At 26.8% G+C, this 25030-nt stretch carries 19 protein-coding genes and 1 pseudogene; all 20 read right to left on the bottom strand.

Annotated features, from left to right (window positions below):
• Positions 1-428: 428 nt before the first annotated feature.
• The gene (mgtA, locus tag LW893_RS02045) at positions 429-2960 is read right to left on the bottom strand and encodes a magnesium-translocating P-type ATPase (RefSeq protein ID WP_233055560.1); all 2532 of its coding nucleotides are present in this window, start codon (positions 2958-2960) and stop codon (positions 429-431) included.
• A 575-nt stretch (positions 2961-3535) separates the two neighbouring features.
• Entirely contained in the window at positions 3536-4564 is a 1029-nt protein-coding gene (locus LW893_RS02040) for a hypothetical protein (protein WP_233055559.1), read from the bottom strand.
• Between the two features lie 448 nt (positions 4565-5012).
• Positions 5013-6239 (bottom strand): sensor histidine kinase, encoded by a 1227-nt coding sequence (locus LW893_RS02035; protein WP_233055558.1) that lies wholly within the window; start codon positions 6237-6239, stop codon positions 5013-5015.
• A complete protein-coding gene (locus LW893_RS02030; protein ID WP_233055557.1) occupies positions 6232-6915 on the bottom strand; it encodes a response regulator transcription factor in 684 nt (227 codons plus the stop codon). Before LW893_RS02030 ends, LW893_RS02035 begins: the two co-directional genes overlap by 8 nt.
• A 120-nt stretch (positions 6916-7035) precedes the next feature.
• Positions 7036-7560 (bottom strand): GNAT family N-acetyltransferase, encoded by a 525-nt coding sequence (locus tag LW893_RS02025; RefSeq protein WP_233055556.1) that lies wholly within the window; start codon positions 7558-7560, stop codon positions 7036-7038.
• A 27-nt stretch (positions 7561-7587) separates the two neighbouring features.
• The gene (gene guaA / locus LW893_RS02020; RefSeq protein ID WP_233055555.1) at positions 7588-9120 is read right to left on the bottom strand and encodes a glutamine-hydrolyzing GMP synthase; all 1533 of its coding nucleotides are present in this window, start codon (positions 9118-9120) and stop codon (positions 7588-7590) included.
• Positions 9121-9238: 118 nt separating this feature from the next.
• Complete coding sequence (locus LW893_RS02015; protein WP_233055554.1) at positions 9239-10291, bottom strand: BMP family ABC transporter substrate-binding protein; 1053 nt, start codon at positions 10289-10291, stop codon at positions 9239-9241.
• A gap of 72 nt (positions 10292-10363) precedes the next feature.
• Positions 10364-13723 carry a penicillin-binding transpeptidase domain-containing protein gene (locus LW893_RS02010; protein ID WP_233055553.1) on the bottom strand — a complete coding sequence of 1120 codons (3360 nt, stop codon included), beginning with the start codon at positions 13721-13723 and terminating at the stop codon, positions 10364-10366.
• 15 nt (positions 13724-13738) lie between these two features.
• Positions 13739-14236, bottom strand: coding sequence for a rod shape-determining protein MreD (mreD, locus tag LW893_RS02005; protein ID WP_233055552.1), 498 nt, complete (start codon positions 14234-14236; stop codon positions 13739-13741).
• On the bottom strand, positions 14229-15092 hold the full coding sequence (mreC, locus tag LW893_RS02000) for a rod shape-determining protein MreC (protein ID WP_233055551.1): 864 nt from the start codon (positions 15090-15092) through the stop codon (positions 14229-14231). Before mreC ends, mreD begins: the two co-directional genes overlap by 8 nt.
• The gene (locus LW893_RS01995) at positions 15085-16107 is read right to left on the bottom strand and encodes a rod shape-determining protein (protein WP_233055550.1); all 1023 of its coding nucleotides are present in this window, start codon (positions 16105-16107) and stop codon (positions 15085-15087) included. The genes mreC and LW893_RS01995 overlap by 8 nt, the downstream gene beginning before the upstream one ends.
• A gap of 13 nt (positions 16108-16120) precedes the next feature.
• Entirely contained in the window at positions 16121-16975 is an 855-nt protein-coding gene (radC, locus tag LW893_RS01990) for a RadC family protein (RefSeq protein ID WP_233055549.1), read from the bottom strand.
• Complete coding sequence (locus tag LW893_RS01985) at positions 16962-17462, bottom strand: Gx transporter family protein (RefSeq protein WP_233055548.1); 501 nt, start codon at positions 17460-17462, stop codon at positions 16962-16964. Before LW893_RS01985 ends, radC begins: the two co-directional genes overlap by 14 nt.
• A complete protein-coding gene (locus LW893_RS01980; RefSeq protein WP_233055547.1) occupies positions 17462-17830 on the bottom strand; it encodes a NusG domain II-containing protein in 369 nt (122 codons plus the stop codon). The genes LW893_RS01985 and LW893_RS01980 overlap by 1 nt, the downstream gene beginning before the upstream one ends.
• A gap of 193 nt (positions 17831-18023) precedes the next feature.
• Positions 18024-20432, bottom strand: a complete 2409-nt coding sequence (locus LW893_RS01975; RefSeq protein ID WP_233055546.1) for a U32 family peptidase — start codon at positions 20430-20432, stop codon at positions 18024-18026.
• 121 nt (positions 20433-20553) lie between these two features.
• Positions 20554-21558: an ATP-binding cassette domain-containing protein gene (locus LW893_RS01970; protein ID WP_233055545.1), complete on the bottom strand. Its 1005-nt coding sequence runs from the start codon at positions 21556-21558 to the stop codon at positions 20554-20556.
• Positions 21551-22252: a GTP-binding protein gene (locus LW893_RS01965; protein WP_233055544.1), complete on the bottom strand. Its 702-nt coding sequence runs from the start codon at positions 22250-22252 to the stop codon at positions 21551-21553. Before LW893_RS01965 ends, LW893_RS01970 begins: the two co-directional genes overlap by 8 nt.
• A gap of 8 nt (positions 22253-22260) precedes the next feature.
• Positions 22261-22935, bottom strand: a pseudogene (locus LW893_RS01960) (ABC transporter substrate-binding protein); the annotation flags it as partial.
• A gap of 42 nt (positions 22936-22977) precedes the next feature.
• Positions 22978-23478: a DUF1858 domain-containing protein gene (locus LW893_RS01955; RefSeq protein ID WP_233055543.1), complete on the bottom strand. Its 501-nt coding sequence runs from the start codon at positions 23476-23478 to the stop codon at positions 22978-22980.
• A 96-nt stretch (positions 23479-23574) separates the two neighbouring features.
• Complete coding sequence (locus tag LW893_RS01950; protein ID WP_233055542.1) at positions 23575-24948, bottom strand: hypothetical protein; 1374 nt, start codon at positions 24946-24948, stop codon at positions 23575-23577.
• Positions 24949-25030: the final 82 nt, after the last annotated feature.

Raw genomic sequence — 25030 nt, 5'->3', positions numbered from 1 at the left:
TAAGAAATAAAATTCTGTCTAAAAAGGTTTTCTCAACAATAGGTGAAAAAATAATTCCTGAAAATAGAAATAAAATAAGTTTTAGCAAATTATAAGCTTTCAATAAAATCATTACTTACTAAGATTAGGAAATATATTTTCTAAAATAATAGTAAAGTAAAATGCAATAGAAATAAATACTACTGTTAAAATTACTTGTATAAATATAAAATTGTTTTTCTACAATAAAACACGACACTACAAATAAAAGCTCTATAAAAATAGGAACAAAATTATCTTTTATACATTTAGTTTCCATCACTTCACTCTCTGTACAATTTTTAACTACTGACTTTATATCTAAAATAGTTTAATACTATTATATCACAAAATTAATATTACTTAATCAAAAAAATAATGGAGAAAAACTCTCCACTATTTTTACTACATTATTTTCTAGAAAATGAATTATATTTATAGAAAAATTTTTTTAATATCTCAGCTGTTAATGCGTATAGTAATGAAACGCCAAGCAAAGATATCAATACCTTAATAGGTAGAGCTATTAATCCTAAATATGAACTTATTGGGCTATATACAATCACAAACAAAACCACAGCTACTCCACTTATAGCAATCAACAATTTATTGCTTGGTTTACTAGCAAAAACCGGCCTTGCTGTTCTAACAATAAGCATTACCACCATAGCAGAAATAATAGACTCTAATAACCATCCAGTATGAAATAATCTTTCATCGGCCTTAAAAGTAAAGAGTAATAGTGCAAAAGTTATATAGTCAAACACTGAAGAAATAATTCCAAAAAGAATCATAAACTTCTTTATAAACTTTGTATCCCATTTAACAGGACTCTTTAACCAATCTTCATCAACAGAATCTGAAGCAATTTGTAGTGAAGGAAAATCTGTTAGTAGATTTGTTAAAAGAATTTGCTTAGGCAATAAAGGTAAAAAACTCAAAAACAAACTTGCTCCTGCCATTGAAAACATATTACCAAAATTTGCACTTGTGGCTACAAATATATATTTTAAAGTATTAATAAATGTCCTTCTACCTTCACTTATGCCTGATACCAACACCTTTAAACTATTTTGTAATAGTACTATAGAAGCTGCATCTTTAGCTGTATCAGCAGCGGTATTTACAGATACTCCAACGTCTGCTTGCTTTATGGCAGGAGAATCATTAATACCATCTCCCATATATCCTACTATTTCTCCTGCCTGTTTATATGCCATAATTATTTTTTCTTTTTGATTAGGACTTATTTCAGCAAAAATATCTATATCTAAAACTTTCTTGTTAAGCTGACTTATAGAATATGAATCCAGTTCTTCTCCTAATAAAATCTTTTCAGGATTAAGTCCAATTTGACTACCTATATTTTTAGCTATAAGACTGTTATCTCCTGTAATCATTTTTAGAGAAACTCCCAATCTATTCATTTCGGCAACAACATCTTTTATATCGTCTTTTAATGGATCCATAAATAGTAATAGACCTACAAATACCATATCTTCAGCTCTTTGATTTTTAGTTTCTATATCATCTTCTATAAATTTATAGGCAAGTCCTAAAATTCTATAACCTTGACTTGAATATTTATCAAATAAATCTAATATATGTGTCCTAACTTCTTCAATATCTCCACTACTCTTATCTGATTTTTCATAAGTTTTGCATATATTCAGTATGCTTGTTAATGCTCCTTTTGTAACCATTATATTTCTACCATCAAAATCTAGCTCAGTTTTTACAGCTATACTTAAAAGCTTACTTTCAAAAGAGTAAGGTATTTCAAATATTTTTTCATATTTAGAAAAATCATTTTTATTTGCTTCTAAAATAGATTGGTCAATAGGATTCGTATATCCTTCTTGAAAATATGAATTTATGGATGCTAATTTGCTTACATTATCTGATTTTTCACCATTACAATCTAAAGCAGAATCAAGCTTTACTCTTCCTTGAGTGATAGTTCCTGTTTTATCAGAACACATTACAGTCATTGAACCGAAGTTTTCAATGGCATTTAATTTCTTTACTATAACACCTTGTTCTGACATTCTCTTGGCACCATGTGATAAGTTTACGCTTATAATAGCAGGTAGCATTTGAGGAGTTAATCCTACTGAAAGAGCTAATGCAAACATAAAAGATTCTAAAAAAGATTTATTCAGAATTATATTAAATAAGAATATAATACCAATTAATAAAGTTGTAACATGAAGTATCAAGTTACCAAAATCTCTTATGCCTTTTTCAAAGTCTGTATCAGAATCTTTTTTATTCAAAGATAAAGTAATTTTTCCAAACTCTGAATCTTTAGCTAGATTTACTATTACTGCCATACCTGATCCACTTATGACATGAGTCCCCATCCAAAGTGAATTTTTCCTATCAGAAAGTCCCGTATTGCAAGGTAACTTTTGTATAATTTTTTCAACGGGAAAAGTTTCGCCAGTTAAACTTGATTCATCCATTGAAAGTGAATTTTCTTCTATAAGTAGACAGTCAGCTGGAATCATATCACCAGTTTTTATATTTATTATATCCCCTATTGCCAACATCGCATTGTCTATTTCTTCAAATTTTCCATCTCTCAAAACAGAAGATTTTACGCTTACAGAAGAAAGGAGTTTTTTTACTGCATTATTAGCTTTACTTTCATGACTATAACTCAAAAATGCAGAAATTATAATAATGATTAGTATGATAATACCATCAGAATAATCTTTTAAAAAAATAGATAATATTGCTGCAAAAATTAATATCATAATTATAGGATTTTTGAATTGATTTATGAATATGCTTAAATTTGAAGATGAGTTCTTTTCTTCAAAAATATTTTGTCCATATTTATCAATTCTTTCTTCTGCTTCTTTACTTGATAATCCGAATTTATTAGTTTTTAATCGTTTTAATATATCATCCAAATCATAAGACCAGAATTCTTTCATAATATCCTCCTAGTTGTATTTAAAACATATTGCTAAAAAGAGTGATACAGTAGACTTTTGAAGTAACTCTTGTTATCTTTTAAAATTAAAGAATTACTATATAATGTTAAAATTAAGCTAATAAATAACATTAAAAAATGTAAAAAATTAAACTATAATTTTAACAAAATCAATAAAGCATCATACTGCTCATTCTCCTAAAATGAGTGAATAATTTTGTGTATGGATTCTCTTAATCTATATAAAATATATTACTTATAAATATTTTTTAGGACAGATATTTTTAATCCATCCTGATTTATATGTTATCATATCTACCTTTAAATTTCAACTTATTTTACTAAAATTTTTAAAATATTAAGACCATTTTTATTGTAGTTGTATCACTAAAAAAATTGAGAATTTATGTCAAAAACACGAAAAAAATGGTTTGTCTATCTTTAATCTTAACGATGATTCTCTTACTTTTTTGAGTTTAGTAACTAAGATTAGAAAGTAAAAAATAAAAAATGCAATAAAAAAGTTAAGGAGTACTATTAAACTTTACTCCCTAACCTTAGTACTAAACTAGTATTTTATTTAACACCAGTTAATGCAACTCCATTAACATATAAAGTATATCCATTACTTATTACATTTTCAGGATTTCCATTAAATTCTGAAACATAACTATCTCCAGTTAATGTCCATGTACTAGAACTATCAAGTGTTACAAATACTTTTCCTACATCTGTTGATACAGAACTACCTTCTGCATTTGTTATTTTTCCATCTATATAACCATCAAAAGTAGAATTATCAGATATTTCTAGTGTAAGACTTGAATCGCTACCAACCTTAATTGCTCCTGTAAGTTTTTGTGAGGAGGCTTTTAATGTTGCAATATTACTTCCTCCACTCCATCCATCAGCACATACAGTTAACAAAATATTTTCTGAATCTTGATTATCAATTTTTACATCTTTTAATGTAATAATTGAATTAGTATTAGTTACATGAAATACATGTCCACTTTTACTAGTTAGACTTCCACCATTCATAGTAAATTTGCTTGTACCACTTGCAGCATCACCAGACATTGATTGGTAAATCATTATACTATCTAAAAACTTTGCATTTCCATTTCTTTTTGTGTTATTTGCAGTTAAATTAGAATTATTCAAAGTAATTGAATTTAACCCTTCAATACAAACTCCTTCTGAAAGATTTGAAGTTAATGTTGAATTTGATACTGTAATATCAGCAGTAGAATAAATTGCAGGAGAACCTAAACCATTAGAAGTATATGTTCCTCCATCAACAACTACTGTTCCACCACCTCTGTCAGTTCTTATTGCAGCTGATGATTGACCACTAGTAGTAATATCTAAGTCATAAGCATAAGTTGTACCACCACCCGTAGTCATAATACCACCTGATCCTCCACCTGTTGTTACTATCTTGGTATTACGAATAGTTACTGTAGTTCCATCACCTTCAGCATCATTATTTCCACCATTTCCTCCATAACTGAAAACTCCGTTAGCACCATTTGCACTAGTATTAATAGTACCACCTGTTATAGTTGTCTTAGACCCATCTTTAACTAAAATACCTGCATTCAATCCATAGAAATTACTATTATCTCCACCATCAGAATCTCCAGATTTTGTAACTGTTGGATTATTGATTGTAACTTCTTCTGATGTTTTTATAAGCAGAGCATTCTCATCACTACTTGTACTTGAGTAAGTTTTATCTGTTTGAGTTTCACTAGAAGAAATCTCTACTGCTCCAGTATAAGTAATATCTGAACTACTTTGTCCTGGAGGACCACCTCCTGGACCTCCACCACCATCAGGTGGAGTACCATTTTTATTTTTTACTTTCTCTTCAGTGTTGTTTGTTGATGTTTATATATTATAGGTATATAACCCAAAGCTACAAGCTGTTGCTAATAAAATCGCAACCAAACTTATTAATTTCTTATTTCTAAACTTTTTCATAATATTTACCTCCTTATCTTTTATGAGCTTATTATAAATCAGTTTTATTGAAATAAGATTGAAATTTTTAATTTTTTATAAAAAATTTAATAATAAGTTTAAATTTCCCATTTTTTGTTAAAACCTCTATATTTCCACCATGTTTTTCGATAATAGCTTTTGCGATAGATAGACCTATCCCATAATGTAAATCTTCACTATTTCTAACTTCATCAACTCTATAGAATCGATCAAAAATATGATTAAGTTTTTCTTGTGGAATTTCATAACTATCATTTATTACATTTAATTCAATAGTGTTATTCTTTCTTTTAAAATTGATATTAATATCTTTTCCTGAAGAATAGTTTATAGCATTATCTAACAAGATAGATATAAGTTGTTTAAGTTGTGTTTGATTTCCTATTAAATGCACTTCTTCATCAATATCTATTATAAATTCTTTTCCCTTCTCAAAAGAATAGCTTTCAAAAGCTAGTATTTCTCCTATAATAATCCTAGAAAAATTTATATTTTCCATAGAAACAATCACATCTTCTGCGTGTGATAAATCTAAAAGTTGTTTTATAAGAATACCCATTCGCCCATTTTCATATTTTATATTTTCAAGCCATTCATTATTACCGATTTCTCGACAAAGTAATTCTGTGTTTGTTCCTATAATTGCAACTGGAGTTTTTAATTCATGACCAGCATCTGATATAAATTGTTTATGTTTTCGATTATTTTCTTCTAGTGGTTTTATAATACGTTTTGATAATGGTAATGATATTAAAAATATTCCTATAATTGAAGTAAATCCTACAATCAAAACATATCGAAGCATAGTTCTTAATCCAGCTTCAGAAACAGTATTATCCATAAATGCAACAAGAGTATATCCATCCTTATCTTTTACAACATAAGATAAATTACTATTTCTTCCTGAATGTTTTTTCTCTTCCAAAACTCTCTTTGCAATCTGTGTAAGTTCATCATTGTTATACAACTCTTTATTTCCATTATCTACAGCAAGTATTGAACCATTGTTTGAAATAGCAACCAAATAAAAAGTTGACAATTGATAATCTGAATTTTTATTTGGATTTTTTTTTAATTCAAAATCTTTATTATTTCTATTTTGTTCTTTATTATCTACGGAATAATCCTCAACATATCGTTCTAACATATCTAAGTTTTTTTGTCTAATCTCTCTAAAACTAGCAAACAAAATAACAGACAAAGTTAAAGAAAATAAGATAATAATTGAACTCATAATTGATAATATTATCTTTTTCCTTGATTTACTAAACATCTTTTTCCCTCAATTCATATCCAAGTCCACGAACTGCTTTAATTTCAACTTTTGAGCCAACAAATGCAAGTTTCTTTCTTGTAAATGACATGTATACTTCCACATTATTATATTCAGCCTCACTTTCAAATCCCCATATCTTTACTGCTAGTTGTTCTCTAGTCATAATTTGTCCATTATTATTAAACATAAACTCTAAAATTCTCAACTCTTTTTCGCTTAATCTAACATTTTGACCTGTAGTAGCACAATTTAACATTGCTGTTGCTTTATCTATAGTAAGATCTCCATAATTCAAAATATCTTTTTGAAATGAAGAAGAACGTCTTCCCAATGCACGAATCCTAGCTAATAGTTCTTTAGTTTGAAATGGTTTTGTTAAATAATCATCAGCACCACTATCAAGCCCTTCAACTTTATCATCTAATTGACTCTTTGCTGTTAACATAAGAATTGGAGTCTTAATCCCATTTTTTCTCGCTCTTCTTGCAACTTCAAATCCATTTATTTCCGGCATCATAACATCAAGTACGGCAACATCATAGATTCCACTTTCTAGAGCCATAAGTGCAGAATCTCCATCCTCCATATGATCTACATCATATTTCTCTTGCTTCAACAATTCTACAAGTGCCCTTGCCATCCTTTTTTCATCCTCAGCTAAAAGTATTCTCATTCTATCACCGCCTTTTTGTTTCTTCAAAATATTAATTAGTCAAGCGAAAAATGAATAAAAGAGAAAATTTTATTAATTTTCTCTATATTATTTCTATTAATACAATTTAATTTTTATACTTTAAGAATAATCATTAAAATTATCTTCTATTAATTTATAATCAATAGATGACTGTAAATTTCCTAATTGATCTTTCCAGGAATCAGAATTAATTCTTATTTTTTTAAATCCTAATAGTTCGTAAATATGCTGAGCCCTTTTATTCTTAACATTAGTATCTAAAATAATCACTTTAAAACCCATAGTAAACAGCTCTTTTATAAAAAGACTTAAAATCACTCTCCCTAGTCCTTTTTCATGATAGTTAGGATTACATATTTTAATGCCAATTTCTACTTTGTAATCTTGTATATTTCGGTAATTCATTTCTCCTATTGGCATATTATCATATTCAATTATAAGTGTGCGTCCATTCTCATCACTTTCTTGTAAAATTTGTCTCTTGATTTTATCTAAAGTTATACCTAATCCATTTGGAAATCCAGCATGAGCCATAACTTTACCATCATTCCACCATTCAGCAAGTTGCCCACAATCTGTTATAACAGAATTTCTAATACGAATTCTATCTTTACTAATATCCATTAATTTTTCTCAAAAAATTTTTTTATATTATTCCCACTCGATTGTTGCTGGTGGTTTGCTTGTTATGTCATAGACAATTCTATTTATATTTTCTACTTCATTTACTATTCTTACGGAAACTCTGTCCAATACTTCATATGGAATTCTTGCCCAATCAGCTGTCATAAAGTCTGTTGTTGTAACTCCTCTTAACGCTAGAGTGTAGTCATATGTTCTAAAGTCTCCCATTACTCCAACTGTTTTGTTATTTGTTATAACTGCAAAATATTGACTTATATTTTTATCTTCTCCAGCCTTTGCAATTTCTTCTCTAAATATTGCGTCGGCATTTCTTAAGATTTCCAATTTTTCTTCTGTTACTTCTCCCATTACTCTTATTCCTAAACCTGGTCCTGGGAATGGTTGTCTGAAAACTAAGTATTCAGGCATTTTAAGTTCTAAACCTAATCTTCTTACTTCATCTTTAAATAAGTCTCTTAAAGGTTCTATTAAGTCTTTAAAATCTACAACATCTGGAAGTCCACCTACATTGTGATGTGATTTTATAACTTTTGCATCTCCAAGTCCAGATTCAATAACATCTGGATATATTGTTCCTTGTGCTAAATAATCTACTTGACCAATTTTTTTAGCCTCATCTTCGAAGACTCTAATAAATTCTTCTCCAATTATTTTTCTTTTTTGTTCAGGATCAGTTACTCCTTTTAGCTTTTCTAAAAATCTGTCTTTTGCATTTACTCTTACAAAATTTAATTCATCATTTTTAAAAGCTTCTTCTACTTCATCACCTTCATTTTTCCTCATAAGACCAGTATCAACAAATACACAAGTTAATTGATTCCCGATTGATTTAGATAATAATGATGCACAAACAGAAGAATCAACACCGCCAGAAAGAGCTAAAAGTACTTTTTTATCTCCAACGGTATCTTTAATTTTTTTAATTTGTTCATTCATAAAATTATGCATTGTCCAATCACCACTTGCATTACAAATATCATAAAGGAATGACTTTATTAGTTCCTTACCTTCTTCTGAATGATTAACTTCAGGATGATATTGAACTGCATAAATTTTCTTTTCTTCATTTTCTATTCCAGCATAAGGACATGTATCAGTATGTTGAATACAGTCAAATCCTTCGGGAAGTTTTACAACTTGATCTTGATGACTCATCCAAACAGTTGTTTCAGATTTCATATTTGAAATAAGTTTTGAATTTTTATCTTTGATGCACAAAGTTTTTCCAAATTCCTTTTTGTCAGCTTTTTCAACAACTCCACCAAATGTTTTAGAAATTAATTGCATACCATAGCATAAACCTAAAATAGGAATATCTAACTCAAAAATTTCTTTTTCAATTTTTGGCGCATTTTCATCGTAAACACTATTTGGCCCACCAGTAAAAATTATTCCAATTGGTTTTTTTATTTTTACTTCAATAAGTGCTCTATTATAAGGAATTACTTCACAATATACATTAAGATCTCTAACTCTTCTAGCAATTAATTGATTATATTGTCCTCCAAAATCAACAACAAGTATTAGTTCATTTTTCATATGATACTCTCCTTAATATTATTTAATATTAATATTATATAATATTAGGAACAAAAGGTAAATATAAAAAATTTAATTTAAATAAAAAAAGGAAGCTTTTGCTTCCTTTTAATAAAAACTATTTAACTTCTGTTGGTACAGTAATTTTACCATCAGCTATACTTTTCTTTAACTCTTCAATTTTTTGCTTTAATTCATTAGGGATTTTAATCTTTAATTGATCTTCTTTTCCATAAGCAATATCAACACCATTAGTTTTTAGTGAAAATTCAATTGTTTCTCCACCTCTGAATTTTCCTTCATATAAATCTTTACCAACACTCTTAATAGCTTCGTTTACTTTTTTAATTGTAGAAGCTACTACATTTTCAGGTGCTAAGTATGATTGGTCTCTATCTACCCCAAAAACAAATTTATTATTTTCCTTTGCAGATTCAATAACTCCATTTCCTGTTCCACCTGAAGCATGGAAAATCATATCAACTCCTGATGAGTACATACTATTAGCTATTGCTTTACCTTTAGTAGCGTCTCCAAAACTTTCAGCATATTGAGCAACTACCTCTACAGTTTTATTATTATCTTTAGCTGCTAATTCAACACCTGCTCTAAATCCTGCTTCAAATTTTTTAATTAATGGAGATGTAATACCTCCAATAAATCCTACTTTATTTGAAGTAGTTAATGTTCCAGCTAAATATCCAACTAAGAATGAATTTTCATTGTCTGCAAAAATTGTTCCAATTAAGTTTTTTGGAGTATTTTCAAAAGCAGAGTCAATGATTACATATTTTTGATCTGGATTTGCTTTTGCAGCAGCTTCAATGTCTTTTGCTAATGCAAATCCTATACCAGCAATTAAGTCATACTTAGTATCTAACAATGTTTCTAAGTTTGTTTTGTAATCTGAAGCTTGCTTGCTTTCAACATAACTTGCTTTTTCGATTATACCTTCTTTTTCCAAATCTTTTAATCCTTCAAAGGCAGATTGGTTAAATGATTGGTCATTTACACCACCAGTATCAGTAACCATTGCGTACTTGATTGGTTTTTTAGTACTTTCTTTTTTTTCTTCTGTTTTTGTTTCTTTTGTTTCCTTAGGTGAAGAAGAACAACCTGTTAAAATCATCGCGCCTACTAAAAGAGCAGCGAAAGTCTTTTTAAGTTTCATATAAAACCCTCCTAAATTATTTAGTCTAGTACATTATATATCATAATAACTAAAATTACAATACTTTTTAGACTAATCTCCAACTAAATTATCATTATTTTCTGAATTATTGTCATTTTGTTTGTCTGACTGAACATTCTCTCCTGATTCTGTTTTATTATCCAAATATTGACCTATAATATCTCTGACTATAGGTCCACAATATGCACCAGCACCACCTTGAAAAATTACTGTAGCTATAGCAATTTCAGGGTTATTATATGGCGCAAAAGAAACAGTCCATGCATAATTATCGTATGCTTGCCCTGTAACTGGATTTGTTCCACTTTTTTGAGCAGTACCTGTTTTTGTCCCTATTTCTACTGGTAAATTTTTAAATATTTTATTATTTTCAGATGTTTTAGAAGCCATATTCATACCTTCTAAAATATACTTTAAATTTTGCGGATTAAAGGTTGTTTTCTCAGTTTCAGGATTATTTTGAAAAGAAACTGTTTTGTTATCATAACTTACAATTTTTTCGATAACCGAAGTTTTGATTTTTTGTCCACCATTTGCAATCATAGCCATTAGTCTAGCCATTTGTATTGGCGTATACGCATTTTGTCCTTGACCAATTACTGTATTTAATGAGTCTGCATTTGACCAAGAAGCTTGATTTAAGTAGTCAAATTTTATCATATCAGCTAAAGTAGATTTAGAATTTCCTATAATTTCAGTAGCTTTTAATTGCATATCCTCTAATCTTTTTATAACTTCTGTTCTTGATAAAACAGTTTCTTCTTCAGTCCAATTAACAATAGTATCTATTATTTTAGTAAAATCATAATCTTCTTTTGATTTACCATCTTGAATATATTTGTCTATTTCTTTTTCCAATCTTAACTTTAGCATAACTTTAGTTAAAGACTTTTTAGTAGTTGAATCGGGAACAACACCTTTACTTTCTTTTGGAATATTAATTTCAATACCAGTTCTTTCTCCAAGTCCTAATTCTTTAACTGTCTTAGAGAGATCTTCAATTGTTAACTTTATTCCTGTTTTCTGATTCGATTTTGGATTTTCTCCTAATGCTAATGCATAAAAATAGTAGTTACAACTATCTCTAAGTGCTGTTCTTAAATTTTCATATCCATGCGTCTTTTTATACTGATTCCAAATCCAACATCCAAATTTTGTGTCTCCAACATCCATTACTCCTTGACAGTTTATAATCTCATTAGGATCTAGACCCTTTTCTAGTGCAGATAAAGCTGTAGCAAGTTTAAACGTAGATCCTGGTTGTGAAATACTTTGCGTTGCAATATTATATAAAGGTCTTGGAGCTAAAAAGTCTCTTGGATCTTCAGGAAATAAACTAATCCAATCACTATTTGAAATTCCTGTTACAAAAAGATTTGGATCATAAGATGGATAACTAGCAAGAGCTAATACTTTTCCCGTTTTAACATCTATAACTACTACTGCTCCACTTGTTGCATTTGGATGACTTTCATGTGGTGTATAACTACCCCATTTACTTTTATACTCGCTTGCGTTTCTTATAGACTCTAATGTTCTCTTTAAAGATTCTTCTGCTATCTTCTGGAGATTTACATCTATTGATAAGTATACATTTTTACCAGGTATAGCTTCTGTTTCAGAAATAGTTTCAGTTCTATTTCCTCTGTTGTCTACCATTACTTTTTTGAATCCATCTTGTCCTTTAAGTGAAACTTCTTGACTTTCCTCTACTCCTGTTTTACCAATAAAACTATCAGAAGAATATCCTTTTTCTTTACTATATTTTTCTATCTCATCTTGTTGTGATATTTTTCCAATATATCCCAAAATATGTGCTGCTAATTCACCATTAGGATAATATCGAATAGGCTCCATTGAAACAGTAAATCCATTATTATTTTCAAATTTTTCCTTAATATTTGAAATACATGGCTCAGAAATACCATAAGTTAATGTAATAGGAATATAAGCTTTATCCCCTTGCAATTCAACTTTTCTATTGATTACAAGAAAACTATAAGTTAGATAATCATCTAAATTTTCAATATTATATGTTTTCTTTAAAGTTTCAAATAGACTTTCTGCAGTATAATCATCTTTAATCTTATATCTATTTTTAATCTCAGTCCTATTAATATTATAAACATAATCAAATGACTTATTTGTAATAGAAATTCTTAGAATAATATTATTTTCAGTATTAACTTCTTGAGCAATTAATTTTATATCATCAGATAATACAAAGTCATAAAGTAAATCATTTTCTTCTGCAATTGAAATTAAATATGTTAAAGGTTCAACTTCCTTTTTATCACTATTATCCTTATAATTGAATTGTAATGTTTCTTTATCTTTTTCATCTTTAACTATAGTATATTCTACATTAGATTCTATATTTTTATCTTCTAAAATTTTTAATAAAATTTGAGCTGGAATAATCTTTTTTCCATTTTTATCAACTTTAACAAAACTCAATAATTTATCTATGCTAAATTTCCTAACCATATTATAAAAATCATCTTTTGCACTAGTATCTAAGGTTACTTTTGAATTCTGTTTATTTAACTCAGATTTGATTAATAAAAGATTATACTTATTTAAGTCAATCAATGAATTTAATTCTATATTTGATAGTAAATTTCTACTTTTCAATTCATCAAATACTAATTTTCTAGCTAATGGTTGGTCTAATATCTTTCTTATAATTGATTTATCATCTTTAACCAAACTAGCAACATGTGAATAAATACCTTTTGATAAATCCTTATCTTTAGCATATTCATCGTAGTTTGTTCCTTTTGAAAAAGAAATTTCACCAGTATCAACATCAAAAAAATCTGTTGGAACATAGATACCTTTAAGTTGTAAATCTCTTATTACTTTTTTTATTATATAGAATGAAAATTTAGATGATGAATTTTTTTCTATTTTTAGTCTCAAAATATCTTCTACAAGATTATTTTCCAAAATAATATCTAAAACTTTCTCTTTTGGTGATTTTAATTCTGTAAAATAATCTGTATCCGAAGTATATACGAAATAGTTGATACCTAAAAAATAATCATCAGTATCCCAACTCGCACCATCTTTATTCAATATTGTTATTAATTCTTCAATTTTACTAATTTTTTCATCTTTACTTAATCTGCTGTATTCATCTTTTAAGATTTGTACTGCTGGGCTAGTTTTTACACCGGCTAATAATTTTCCATTTTTATCGTAAATATTACCTCTAGGAGCTGTTATTTTTACATCTTTAAGCCTATTATTATCAGCTTTATTTCTATAATCATCTCCATTTATAATAGTCAAATGAAATAACTTTAAAACAAGTAAAGACATCAATATAAAGAAAATAGAATAAACAATTCTATATCTTAATTGTCTATCATTAATTTCTTCTAATTTATTCTTATCAAAAATTTTCATATTATTACCTACTATCTAAAATCTGAATTTTTTCTTTTTAAATACTTTTCGTAAAATATAATTACAGATTAAATACAACAATACATTAAAAATTAACTCTAAAAATATAGGGCCTTTAATATAATTTATAAGTACAGTTGAAGAATAATTTTCAAAAAACATGTAAATTATAGTATTCATTATCCAATAAAACAACGTTGCTACAACTGTAATTATTGAACCTGAACGAATATCACCTTTATTAAGAGAATCTTCATTATATCCAACTATAAAACCTATCATATAATATATTAATGCTCTTATACCAATTAATTTCGAAAATAAAATATCTTCAAAAAAACCTAGAATAATTCCAGAATAACCTGAAATATAAGAGCCATAATTCATTCCAATTGCAACAACAAGAGCTAAACTGAGATTTGCTTTAGAGTTAAAAATACTAAAGTTTGGTAAAATAGCAGTTTGTATCATAATACTTGCAAAAAACATTAATACTACTTTTAATCTATTCATTGCCATCACCATTTCCTCTAATTACAAAGACTCTAAATAATGTTGTAAAATCTACTGGTGACTTTACACTTATTTTTTTCTCTAAATTATTTTCGGAAGATTTAACTTCAGTTACTTCACCTATATAAAGGTCAGAAGGAAAAATTCCTCCTCTTCCAGATGTAACTAATTTATCTCCTACAATTATATCTGCATCTGATTTATACATAAATCCAGATAATAGATTATTTTCTTGACCATTTATTGCACCATAGGATTGAGTTCTAACAACATTAAAAGATACATTACTTGAAGAGTCAACTAAACTTGATACTTTACTCCAATTATAGCCAACTTCAATAACTTTTCCGACAACTGCTTTAATATAAGTATTTTCATCTTCTCCTACAGTCCCTTGAACAATAATGTCTCCAACTTTTACTCCATCTTTACTTCCTTTATTGATATTAAATCTAATCAATAAACTATTAGAATCTAATGCTATAACATTTGCACTTAAAAGACTCTCTTTATTTTTTAAGTAGAGATTGTATTCATTTTTTAAAAAATCTTCTTTAGCAATAATATTTTCCATATTAACATTTTTTTCTTTAAGCTCTGCGTTTTCAATTTTTAACTTTTCATTCTCTTCTCTTATAGATTTAGAACCAAAAATTTTTGTAAATACTTCTTTTGAACTTGCGATTGAAGAATAAACAATTCTTGTAATTGAACTTGTTACAGTTCCTATTGCATTTTCTCCTATATTCATAATAGAAGAATTACTACTAAAAAAAATTATAGAACTTAAAATTATTATAGTTGTAAAAAAAGAAATCTTCTTTTTACGTGATTTAATATTTCTAAATCTATTCATTATTTTTTCTCCTATTATTTTTAGCTTTAATACTATTAGCTAGTATTCTTGCTCCTGAACATGTACAAGTTAATGGGTTTTCTGTTACATTTATTGCTACTCTTAATTCATTCTGTAAATATTCTACACAACCATTTATTTTAGAACAACCACCTGTTAAGTAGATTCCATTTCTTAAAACATTTCCTGTCATTGAAGGTGGCGTTCTCTCTAGTATAACCTTAATAGCATCCGCAACAGCATTAAATAAAGGAAATAAAGATGAAGTTATATCTTTACCATATATAACAGCATTCCTCGGCATTCCAGTATTTATATCTCTTCCAAATATAGAAAGATTATTTGTAATATTACTAGTTATGAATGATGCTAGATTAATTTTTATAAATTCTGCAGTTTCTTTGTCTATCATTAGTTCATACTTATTTTTTACTATATTAATAATATCAAAATCTATTGAATCTCCACCAATATCAACAAATTTTGATGCTACAACCCCACCTAAACTTACTAAAGAAACATCTACTGTACCTCCACCAACATTAGCTACAATACTACCTGATGGTTCTAATGCAGGAAGACCCATTCCAATAGCAGAAGCTACTGCACTAGGAATGAATTCTACGCTTCTAGCTCCAGAATATATAACACAATCTTCAATTGCTCTTCTGTCTACTTCTGAAATTCCACTTGATATAGCAATGTATACTTTAGGATGAAAAACAGAAAAACTTGATTTTGCTTTTTTAAGTAAATTTGTTAACATTACTTGAGCAATCTCAAAATTTATAATTTTCCCACCTTTAATTGGTGCTAATGTTATTATATTATCTGGAGTTTTACCTTCCATACTCTTCGCTTTTTCACCAACTGCAACAATTTCATAATTATTTAAATCCACAGCTACCACAGAAGGCTCAATAATTTTACCGTCTTTTCTTTTAGAGTATATAAGTGTATTGGATGTTCCTAAATCTAAAGTTAAATCTTCCCCTAAAATCCACGAAAAACTCATTTTTCTACCTCTCTTATATCATTAATCCTTTTTCTTTTAAACTTATATATTTATTATATCCTATTATAATATGATCTAATAATTTTATTCCGACTAAATCCCCAACATCTTCTAATCTTTTTGTTATTTCTAAATCTTGTGTACTAGGTGTTGGATCACCACTTGGGTGATTATGTAAACATATTATACTATTTGCTCCTTTGCTTAAAGCATACTTAAATACTTCTCTAGGATGTACAATTGATGAATTTAAATCTCCTCGAGATATCTCATCCCAAGAAAAAATCTTATTTTTTGTATCTAGTACAAGAACATAAAAATGTTCTTTCATTTCATCTTTTAAAATATTCATAAAAATATCAGCAACGCTTTTTGGAGATCCAATGGAAAAATTATCAACACACTCTTTTAAATTTATTCTTTTAAAAAACTCCAATGCTGAAATTATAGTACAAGCTTTAGATAATCCTATACCATCTATTTTCATTAAATCATTAATCGTTATTTCACTTATTCTATGAAATTTTTTCATGAAAATCCATAATTTTTTTGAAAGATTCAGAACATCTTCTTTTTTTGAACCACTCCCCAATAATATTGCCAAAAGTTCATATTCAGTCAAAGTTTCAGGGCCAAATTTATAAAGTTTTTCTCTCGGCTTTTCAGTTTCTTCTAAATCTCTTATAGATATTGTAAAAGAGTCTATATCATCATATTTTATATTTTTTACACTACTAACTTCACCAATAATTTTCTCATTATAAGAATGACTTTCTTCTCTAATCTCATTATTTATTTTCTTTTGTTTTTCTTCATTTAAAAATTTGTCTAAATCTTTCAAAAACTCATCATAATTATAGTTTAACATAATTACCTCTTAAAATCTTATACATATAATTAGAAATAATTCCAACTAAAATACCTGTACATATTCCGATTATACCTAGTAATGGAATAAAATTTATTAAAGTTATAGAATTTAAAAGTACCATAGAAACTAAAATTTGAATGATAATATAAGTAATAGATCCTAAGACACTAATTCCTATTAAACTTAAGTATTTATTAAAAAACTTGTTTACTAAATACATAACAACCATACTTGAAAATCCTGCAGAAAAATTATAAATAAAACTTATAGGATTCCCTAGAATTAGTACTAGTAAAACTGCTTTTAAAAATGAAATAAAAAATGTTTCTTTAAAACCAAATAATAGTATAGAATTTATTATAATTATATTTGATAATCCTAATCTAACATTTGGAATTGGTATAGGAATATAGGTTTCTAGTAATGATACAATTAAAGCAACTGAAACGAATAGTGAAATTAAATTAATTTTTTTTGTATTCATTAATTTACCACATCCAAATCATTATTTTGTCTTGATTTTATTTGTATAACTAATCTATTTGGAATACAAATAATAGCTTGTCCAACTTTGTCTATTCTTCCAAATTTTACATCTAGTTTATCCGGACAATTTGCCTCAATTACTCTTATACCATCTTCATTAACCTCTAAAATATTAATACCAAATGTAGTTCTTATAGGATAAACTTTCTTTTCTTTACTGAATGTTATTTGCTTAATTTCTTCACCATTTACTTGTACACTTATATATTTATCTGTAGTTGTTATAAAACTCTTATTTATTAAAACTAACGAAAAAGAAAAAATAACAACTAAACAAAATATAACAATAATATCTCCTTTTTTCATATACACTTCCCTATTTATTAACAAAACATTAAAGCTATTAATACATATATAAATTAATTAATTTTAAAATGTATAATTTCATCTTAACCTTTATTTTATCAAATATCTATCTGTTTTTCAATGTTTTTAATAATTTTTTAAATTATAAGTATATTTTTAATAAAAAAGTAGTATATAATAATACTACTTTTTACTAATTAACCGAATTTACATAATGACCTTTAAATGCACTACTATTTTTTATTATTTTTTGATATTTTAAAAAATTAATACACTCTTTCAAAATACTATAAACCATATCTGAATTTTCATAGGTAAAATCTAGTCTTACTCTATCAATTCCTAATTCAAATATTTCTTTTATATTTTCTCTTAAATCTAGAGTTAAATGATTTCTAATTTCTGTTCTACAAAATATATCTTGAAATAATCTAAATTCTCTATTTTCATTATCTTTTAATATATAATCGCTTCTTGCACATTCTGAACAACGTCTATCTTTGTGACAATCCTTTGTTAAAACTCCCATTGCACAGTATTCTGTAAGCATTGATCTTGTGTGGCCATAAATTATCATATCAACATTTGAATTTCTTTCTTTTGATTTATCCAATAGATTTTTTATTTCAAATTTATTTATTTCCTGTGAAATTGTTATATCTTCTGCGTCAAAATATTTTTCAAAGAATTTCAACGAATATGAATTATAGATATTAAAATATGTATCTATATTGAATTTTTTTGTGCCAAATTTTGATTTAAAAAAGTTTTTTGAACCCCAGGTTGATATTTGAACTTTATTAAAAATATCGCTATTTATTTTGGATAAATATTTTTCTAACACATAATACTCTTCATTTCTTATAACACCCAAAGAACTGTAAATTATATTTATCCCAAGAGTTTTAAATTTACTATAATATTTTTCAAGTAAAGTAAAATCTTCGGTATAAATTTCTTTTACAAACTCTGATATATTTGGATTTTCTAAAATTTTATCCAATTGAGAATTATTATGTACTTTTAATGTAATTTTTCCATTAAAGACTTTTTCTCCTTTTAGATAGCTATAATCCTCATAAGGATAAATAATTCTTTTTACTGATAAATCCAATCTATACTCTTCATATTTTTCTATTGCTTTTCTTCTAAGATTATTTAATACCGAAACTGGTATAAATGCATTTTTATCAACAAAAATATTATTAAAAACAAAATTATAAGGTGTTCCACCGGTTTTAGATAATTTTTCAATAATTTTATCTATTTCAGCTTCCTTGTTATTTGCTTTTTCTATTATTTCATCAGAAAAAATTTCAATATCTTCCAAATTAAATTTTACTTTATAACCTACTTTAATAAAAATTTCACATTTTAAATTTATCTTTATATTTTCAATCCCTTCTTTAAATGATTTATTAGCATTATCAACCAATTGTTTATCTGATGTTTTGTAAACCGGTGTTTTAGGTTTTATATTCTTGATAAAATCTATTTCAACAATGTCTCCTGCTACTCCACAGTCGAAAATTTCTCCGTCTTTAATGATTCTGCCAATATTTCCTCCACCTAAATTAATCCCGTCTCCTTTTGAAAGTTTGCCGGATAATTTTATTTTCAATTTGTTCTTTTTGGGATTAAAACTTAAAACTTCACCTACTTTAACTCCAACATTATTTGGCTTATCCAAATTGATAATATCAGAACCATTTTTGCTCATTAGATATCCTGAAGTAAATTTTCTATTAAAAATTGCTTCTAAATCTTCTTTTAATGTCTTTTTATCAGTTGTAATTTTATTATTTATATAATTATCTATAGCTTTTCTATATCTTGATGTAACAACTGCAACATATTCAGGTCTTTTCATTCTTCCTTCAATTTTTAAGGATTTTATACCTGTATCCAATATTTTTTCAATATTTTCTATACTACATAAATCTTTTGGACTTAGCAAATAATTTCCATTTACATTAATAATTTTCCCAGTTGTTTTATTTATTAATTTGTAACTTTGCCTACAAGGTTGAGCACAACGACCTCTATTTCCAGAACGGTCTCCAAGCATTGAACTCATAAGACATTGACCTGAATAACTTACACAAATAGCTCCATGAATAAATACCTCAATGTCTATATCAACATTATCACAAATTTCCTTAATTTCTTCTATACTAAGCTCCCTTGCAATAACCACTCTATCAAATCCAACTTGTTTTAATTCTAAAACATCATTTAAAGAATGTGCAGATATTTGAGTTGATGCATGAAGTTCCATATTTGGATATCTTTTTCTTAAAACTTCTGCAATTCCAATATCTGACAAAATAATTGCATCCACACCAATTTTATATAAAAAATCCGTATAAGAAATCAATTCTTCAATTTCAGTTTCTTTAATAGATGTATTAACCGTAACAAATATATTTACATTCCTAAGTTTTGCATATTTTACAGCTTCTATAAGCTCATCATTGTCAAAGTTTGTTGCAGCGGCTCTTGCTCCAAAACTGCTACCACCTAAATAAATGGCATCTGCTCCATTTTGAATTCCGGCTTTCAAGGATTCCATAGAACCTGCCGGAGATAAAAGTTCAAACATAAAATTCCTCTCAATAAAAATTATATCTTTATAAAATGTGTAAAGACATGTTTATTATACCACATTTTTTGCAATATAAAAGGAGAAATTAAAATTTCTCCTTTTAAAAAATTCAATAGTTTTATAATGTTATTTCAAAATTGGAAAGTGAATTGCCATATCTTAATTCTTTTCTTAAATCTTGAATAACATTATCCATTTTCTCAAGATCTAAAAGTAATTTCTTTTCCTCATTAGTAGTTTCATGTATTGCAACTATAGCTCCATTATTTATTACAATTCTTTTATCAGCGATTAAAGCTAATATTGGATCATGCGTTGCCATTAAAACTATTTTATTTTCACTTACTAATAAATCTAACGCTTTTTTTCTATCAATTCCTGCATTTTCAATTTCATCAATTAAAACAATCGGTGATGAACTTAAAATTGCTGTATCAGCAATCATTAATGCTCTTGACTGGCCTCCACTCAATGAAGTTATTGGTGTATTTAAGTCGAATTTTTCTCCAGCAAGTTTATTTGCTTCAGCAATTATTTTATTAATTATTTCTTCTTCATTTTCAACCATTCTACTTTTTGCATGAAGTTCTATAAACTCATATGCTGTTAAGTCCATAACAAAATTCATATTTTGAGAAAGTTGGGAAACTAATTTATTATTAGCACTTAATCTCCATTTTTTATCAGCATCTTTCCCATTTATTAAAATTTTTCTATTAGTAGGAGTATCTCTATCTGCTACCCATTCAATATCTCCTAATAGTCTTGACTTTCCACTTCCTGTTGGACCAACTATTGAAATTATTTCTGATTTATTTACTATAAATTCATCGTAATTTTCCTTATTACCAAATTTATCTGTTCCAGCAAGTAAAGTAATGGAGTTTACTTCATTATCTTCTAATCCTAAAAAACTTTTCATCTGATTTATATAGATATTAAGTGATTCACAAAGTAAATTTTCATCAATTGCTAACTCTTCTTTATCATCTTCTGAATAAGAATGTAAATATTCTGCAAATGACAAATGTTTACTATTTGAAATATCAAAATTATTTTCTTCAAAGAAAACTTCAACAAAAGGATATTTTTCTATTAATTCTTTAATTTTTAAATTATGCATTTCTATCCTCCAATTTCATTTTTTTAATATTTCCCATTTGATATTTTGCACCTATTTTCTTTTCTCCTAAACAGTAAGAACATAAAGCAGTTGGCATTGCAAATTTTAATTCCATTCCATTTACTGTACTAATTGAATTATCTTCATCAAATAATAAAGTACTTAATTCATATGTTCCTTGACCAGTAAGCCCATTAATATTCATAACAATTGCACTTGGATTTACAGAAGCTACCCTTGAAGAAAATACTTCTCTTTCAGCTTGTGATACTATATCACCTTTCGTTATAACTACATAATCTGCACTTTTTAGCATTGGACCAATTTTTTTAGGTGTATTAATTCCTGAAAGATTATCAATAACACAAACAGCTTTAATATTTTTTATATAAGGGGAACATCTATTACAAAGTCCAGCAGATTCAGTAATTAAAATGTCTAAATCATTACTAATTCCCCATTGTACAACTTCTTCTATATTGGATACAAAAAAATGATCTGGACATAAAGCACCTGAAAGCCCTTTTCTAACTAATATGTTATTTTTTTCGTAGATTAAATCATCATCTGTATACAAACAGTCAAATTTTACTACACCCGCTTTAATTCCTCTATTTTTTAGATTTTCGATTGTTTTTACTATAACACTAGTCTTTCCTGATGAAGGAGGACCAGATACTACTACTAAATTCATATTAACCTCTATTTTAAAATTTCTTCATTAAATAATTTTTCAGATTCTTTCATAATTTTTACTATATCATTGTTATGAATATAATCCCATCCACAGAATAAAAATCCATTATTATCTTCTAATAAATTATCTACACCTTTAACAGTAGTTGGAAATTTACCATTTGATGAAAGTATTTTACCAACACTACTATTTTTAAAGAATTCTACTACAGTTTTAGCTTTTTCATTATCTTTTTTTGTCATTATAAATACAGGACTTACTATAGCTCCATCTTTAGGCCAAACAACCTTTAATGCTGAGCTTCTAGAAACCATTTGTGTAAAGAAATACGGTGTAATACTAACTATAGGATTATTTTTCGAATCTCCTTTTTTCTTTACCATCTCAGCAGGATGTAAGCTCTTTTTATATACTTTTGCTAATGCTTTGATTCCTTCTATTCCCCATTTTGAGAAAATAGTTACAACTAATGCATTAAACATATCTAAATCTGATAATGGTATAGCTACACTATCATTATAGTTTCCACTAAATAATAATTCTTCCCATGAAGTTGGTATTTTTTTTCCATTAAGATTATTTTCGTTTACTAAAAATACACATGGAACTACAGCTATAATATCATATATATTCTTTGGATCTTTTAAACAAATTTTTTCATTATCAAAATCTTTATTAAATTCTCTTGGTTCAACATAAAAACTATCATTTTTAAAGAACTCTTAAAATTTTTCTTTATCAAAAAATAGTTCAAAACCAGCTGAAATCATAATATCAGCTACTTTATCAATATCTTTAGAATTTATATCTGATTCAATCCAATCAATTCCTAAGTTTGCTGATTTTAATTCATAACCAATATCTAACCCATTATTCTTTTGATCTTCAATAAATTTATCAAATGCCTCTAGAATAGGAATTTTTAATGGACATGGTAATACTCCTTTAACTATTACATCTCCTTTTAGTTCTTTCTCTTCGACTAATGATTTATCAACAGCACTATGTTCATCATTTAAAAACATATTTAATTTTTCTTCAAAAGCTTCTTTGTTTATTCCTCTAACTTTTAAAGCCATATTTAAAGAAACCATTTTTCCCATTGTTTGTAACATTTTTTCGTTCTTTAATTGGTCAAAACCATTATTAATAAAAAACTGTAAAAGTTTTTCATTACCATTTAAAATATTATATAATTTATCATCAAAATTTATTTTACTCATATTTACCTCCTTATAATATATCTATATTACTATATTTTATAATTAATTTATGTTGCAAATGCAATAAAAAAAAAAAATCGAAAATGATTTTCGATTTTATCTTTTTCTTTTATTAGATTTTTTATCCTTAAAATAAACATTCTTCAAATATAATACCCCTGCAACCTCAGAAATTCCAAGGATAATAATCGCTAACTTAGTATAAGATTTTGATTCCTTTTCACTAATTCCTTTTACATATCTTTCTTTATATACTAAATTTGTAATTAACTCAATAGGAGCTTTAGATAAAGTTATTTCAGAACCATTTTTTGTATTTGTATATTTTGTGTTAGAATTAATAATATATTTATAATCTTCATTTCCTTTAAAAGTATACTTAAAACTTTTAAAATTATCAAATGTAGAAAATGGTGAGCTTTCTATATTTAATTTCATAACATTTATATTATTTATAGTAGTTAGTGTAGATGATATTGGATATTCGACACTTAGTTTTTTTTCAACTTTTGGTTCTATAGTAGTTTCAAAAGTAACCACAATTTGCTTGTCTGCTGTAGCTTTTAAAACTCCCAAACTATCATAGCCACTACCACCTATTATTTTATCAAAATTTTCAACAAAAATTTCATATAAATTGTCTTCAGAAAATCTTTGTCTAACATTCTCAGGAATTTCCCCTAAGAATAAATTTTTTAAGAAATTTTCGACATTTACTGACGTTTTATCTATATTTTCTTTATATCCAGAATTAATTTCCTTATCCCCTGAGTATACTTTTGTTGTTATATTTACATCACTTCCAATTGTATATAAAATAGGTGTTTTACTCTTACCACTAAATTCATGAGTTAATATTAAAGTTTTATTACTCTTATTTTCCTCTACCTTTAAATCTTCTCCACCTGATAAAAATAACTTTGTTTTATCAGTAGAATACTTTATAGTAATTTTATATTTTAAATTTTCAGTGTTACTTGATTCTAAGTTAAACTTTCTTAGAACTCCTACATCTTCTTTTTTGAAATTTACAGGTTCATAAATTTGAGAATCTATATTTCCTATTATTTCTTTATAAAATTCAGTACCAGTAGGAGACTTGAATTTATCATTAAGAAATTTAAATGAGTATGGAATTTCAGCACCATCCATCTTAAGTGAAAATTTACTTAAATTTTCGATACTACTATTAAAAGTTATTCCCATTTTTAAAGTAGAATTTCCGTTATTAGTACTTCTTAATGTATAATCTGCTTTATATATTCCTTCTAATTTGTTTTCATTTTTATCAGTATTTGAAAAGTCAATTGTTGACTCTCCAGTTAATTCTATATTTTTTGTATCTGATATATTAAATAGCTCATAAATTCTATAATTATCATTTAAATTATTATCTTCAGCTTTAGTTACATTTATATTATTGAATAATAAACAGCAGGACATTAATGCAATTAAAAATCTTTTTTTCATATTCTCCTCCAACTACTAATATGTGTAATTATACCATTTATAGCAGTTATTGTAAAGATAATAAATAAAACAAAAAAATCAC

The sequence above is a fragment of the Parvimonas micra genome, from assembly GCF_021300775.1.
Classification (GTDB): domain Bacteria; phylum Bacillota; class Clostridia; order Tissierellales; family Peptoniphilaceae; genus Parvimonas.
Note: the sequence above shows the minus strand (reverse complement) of the source record. Positions and strands in the feature narration are given on the sequence as shown.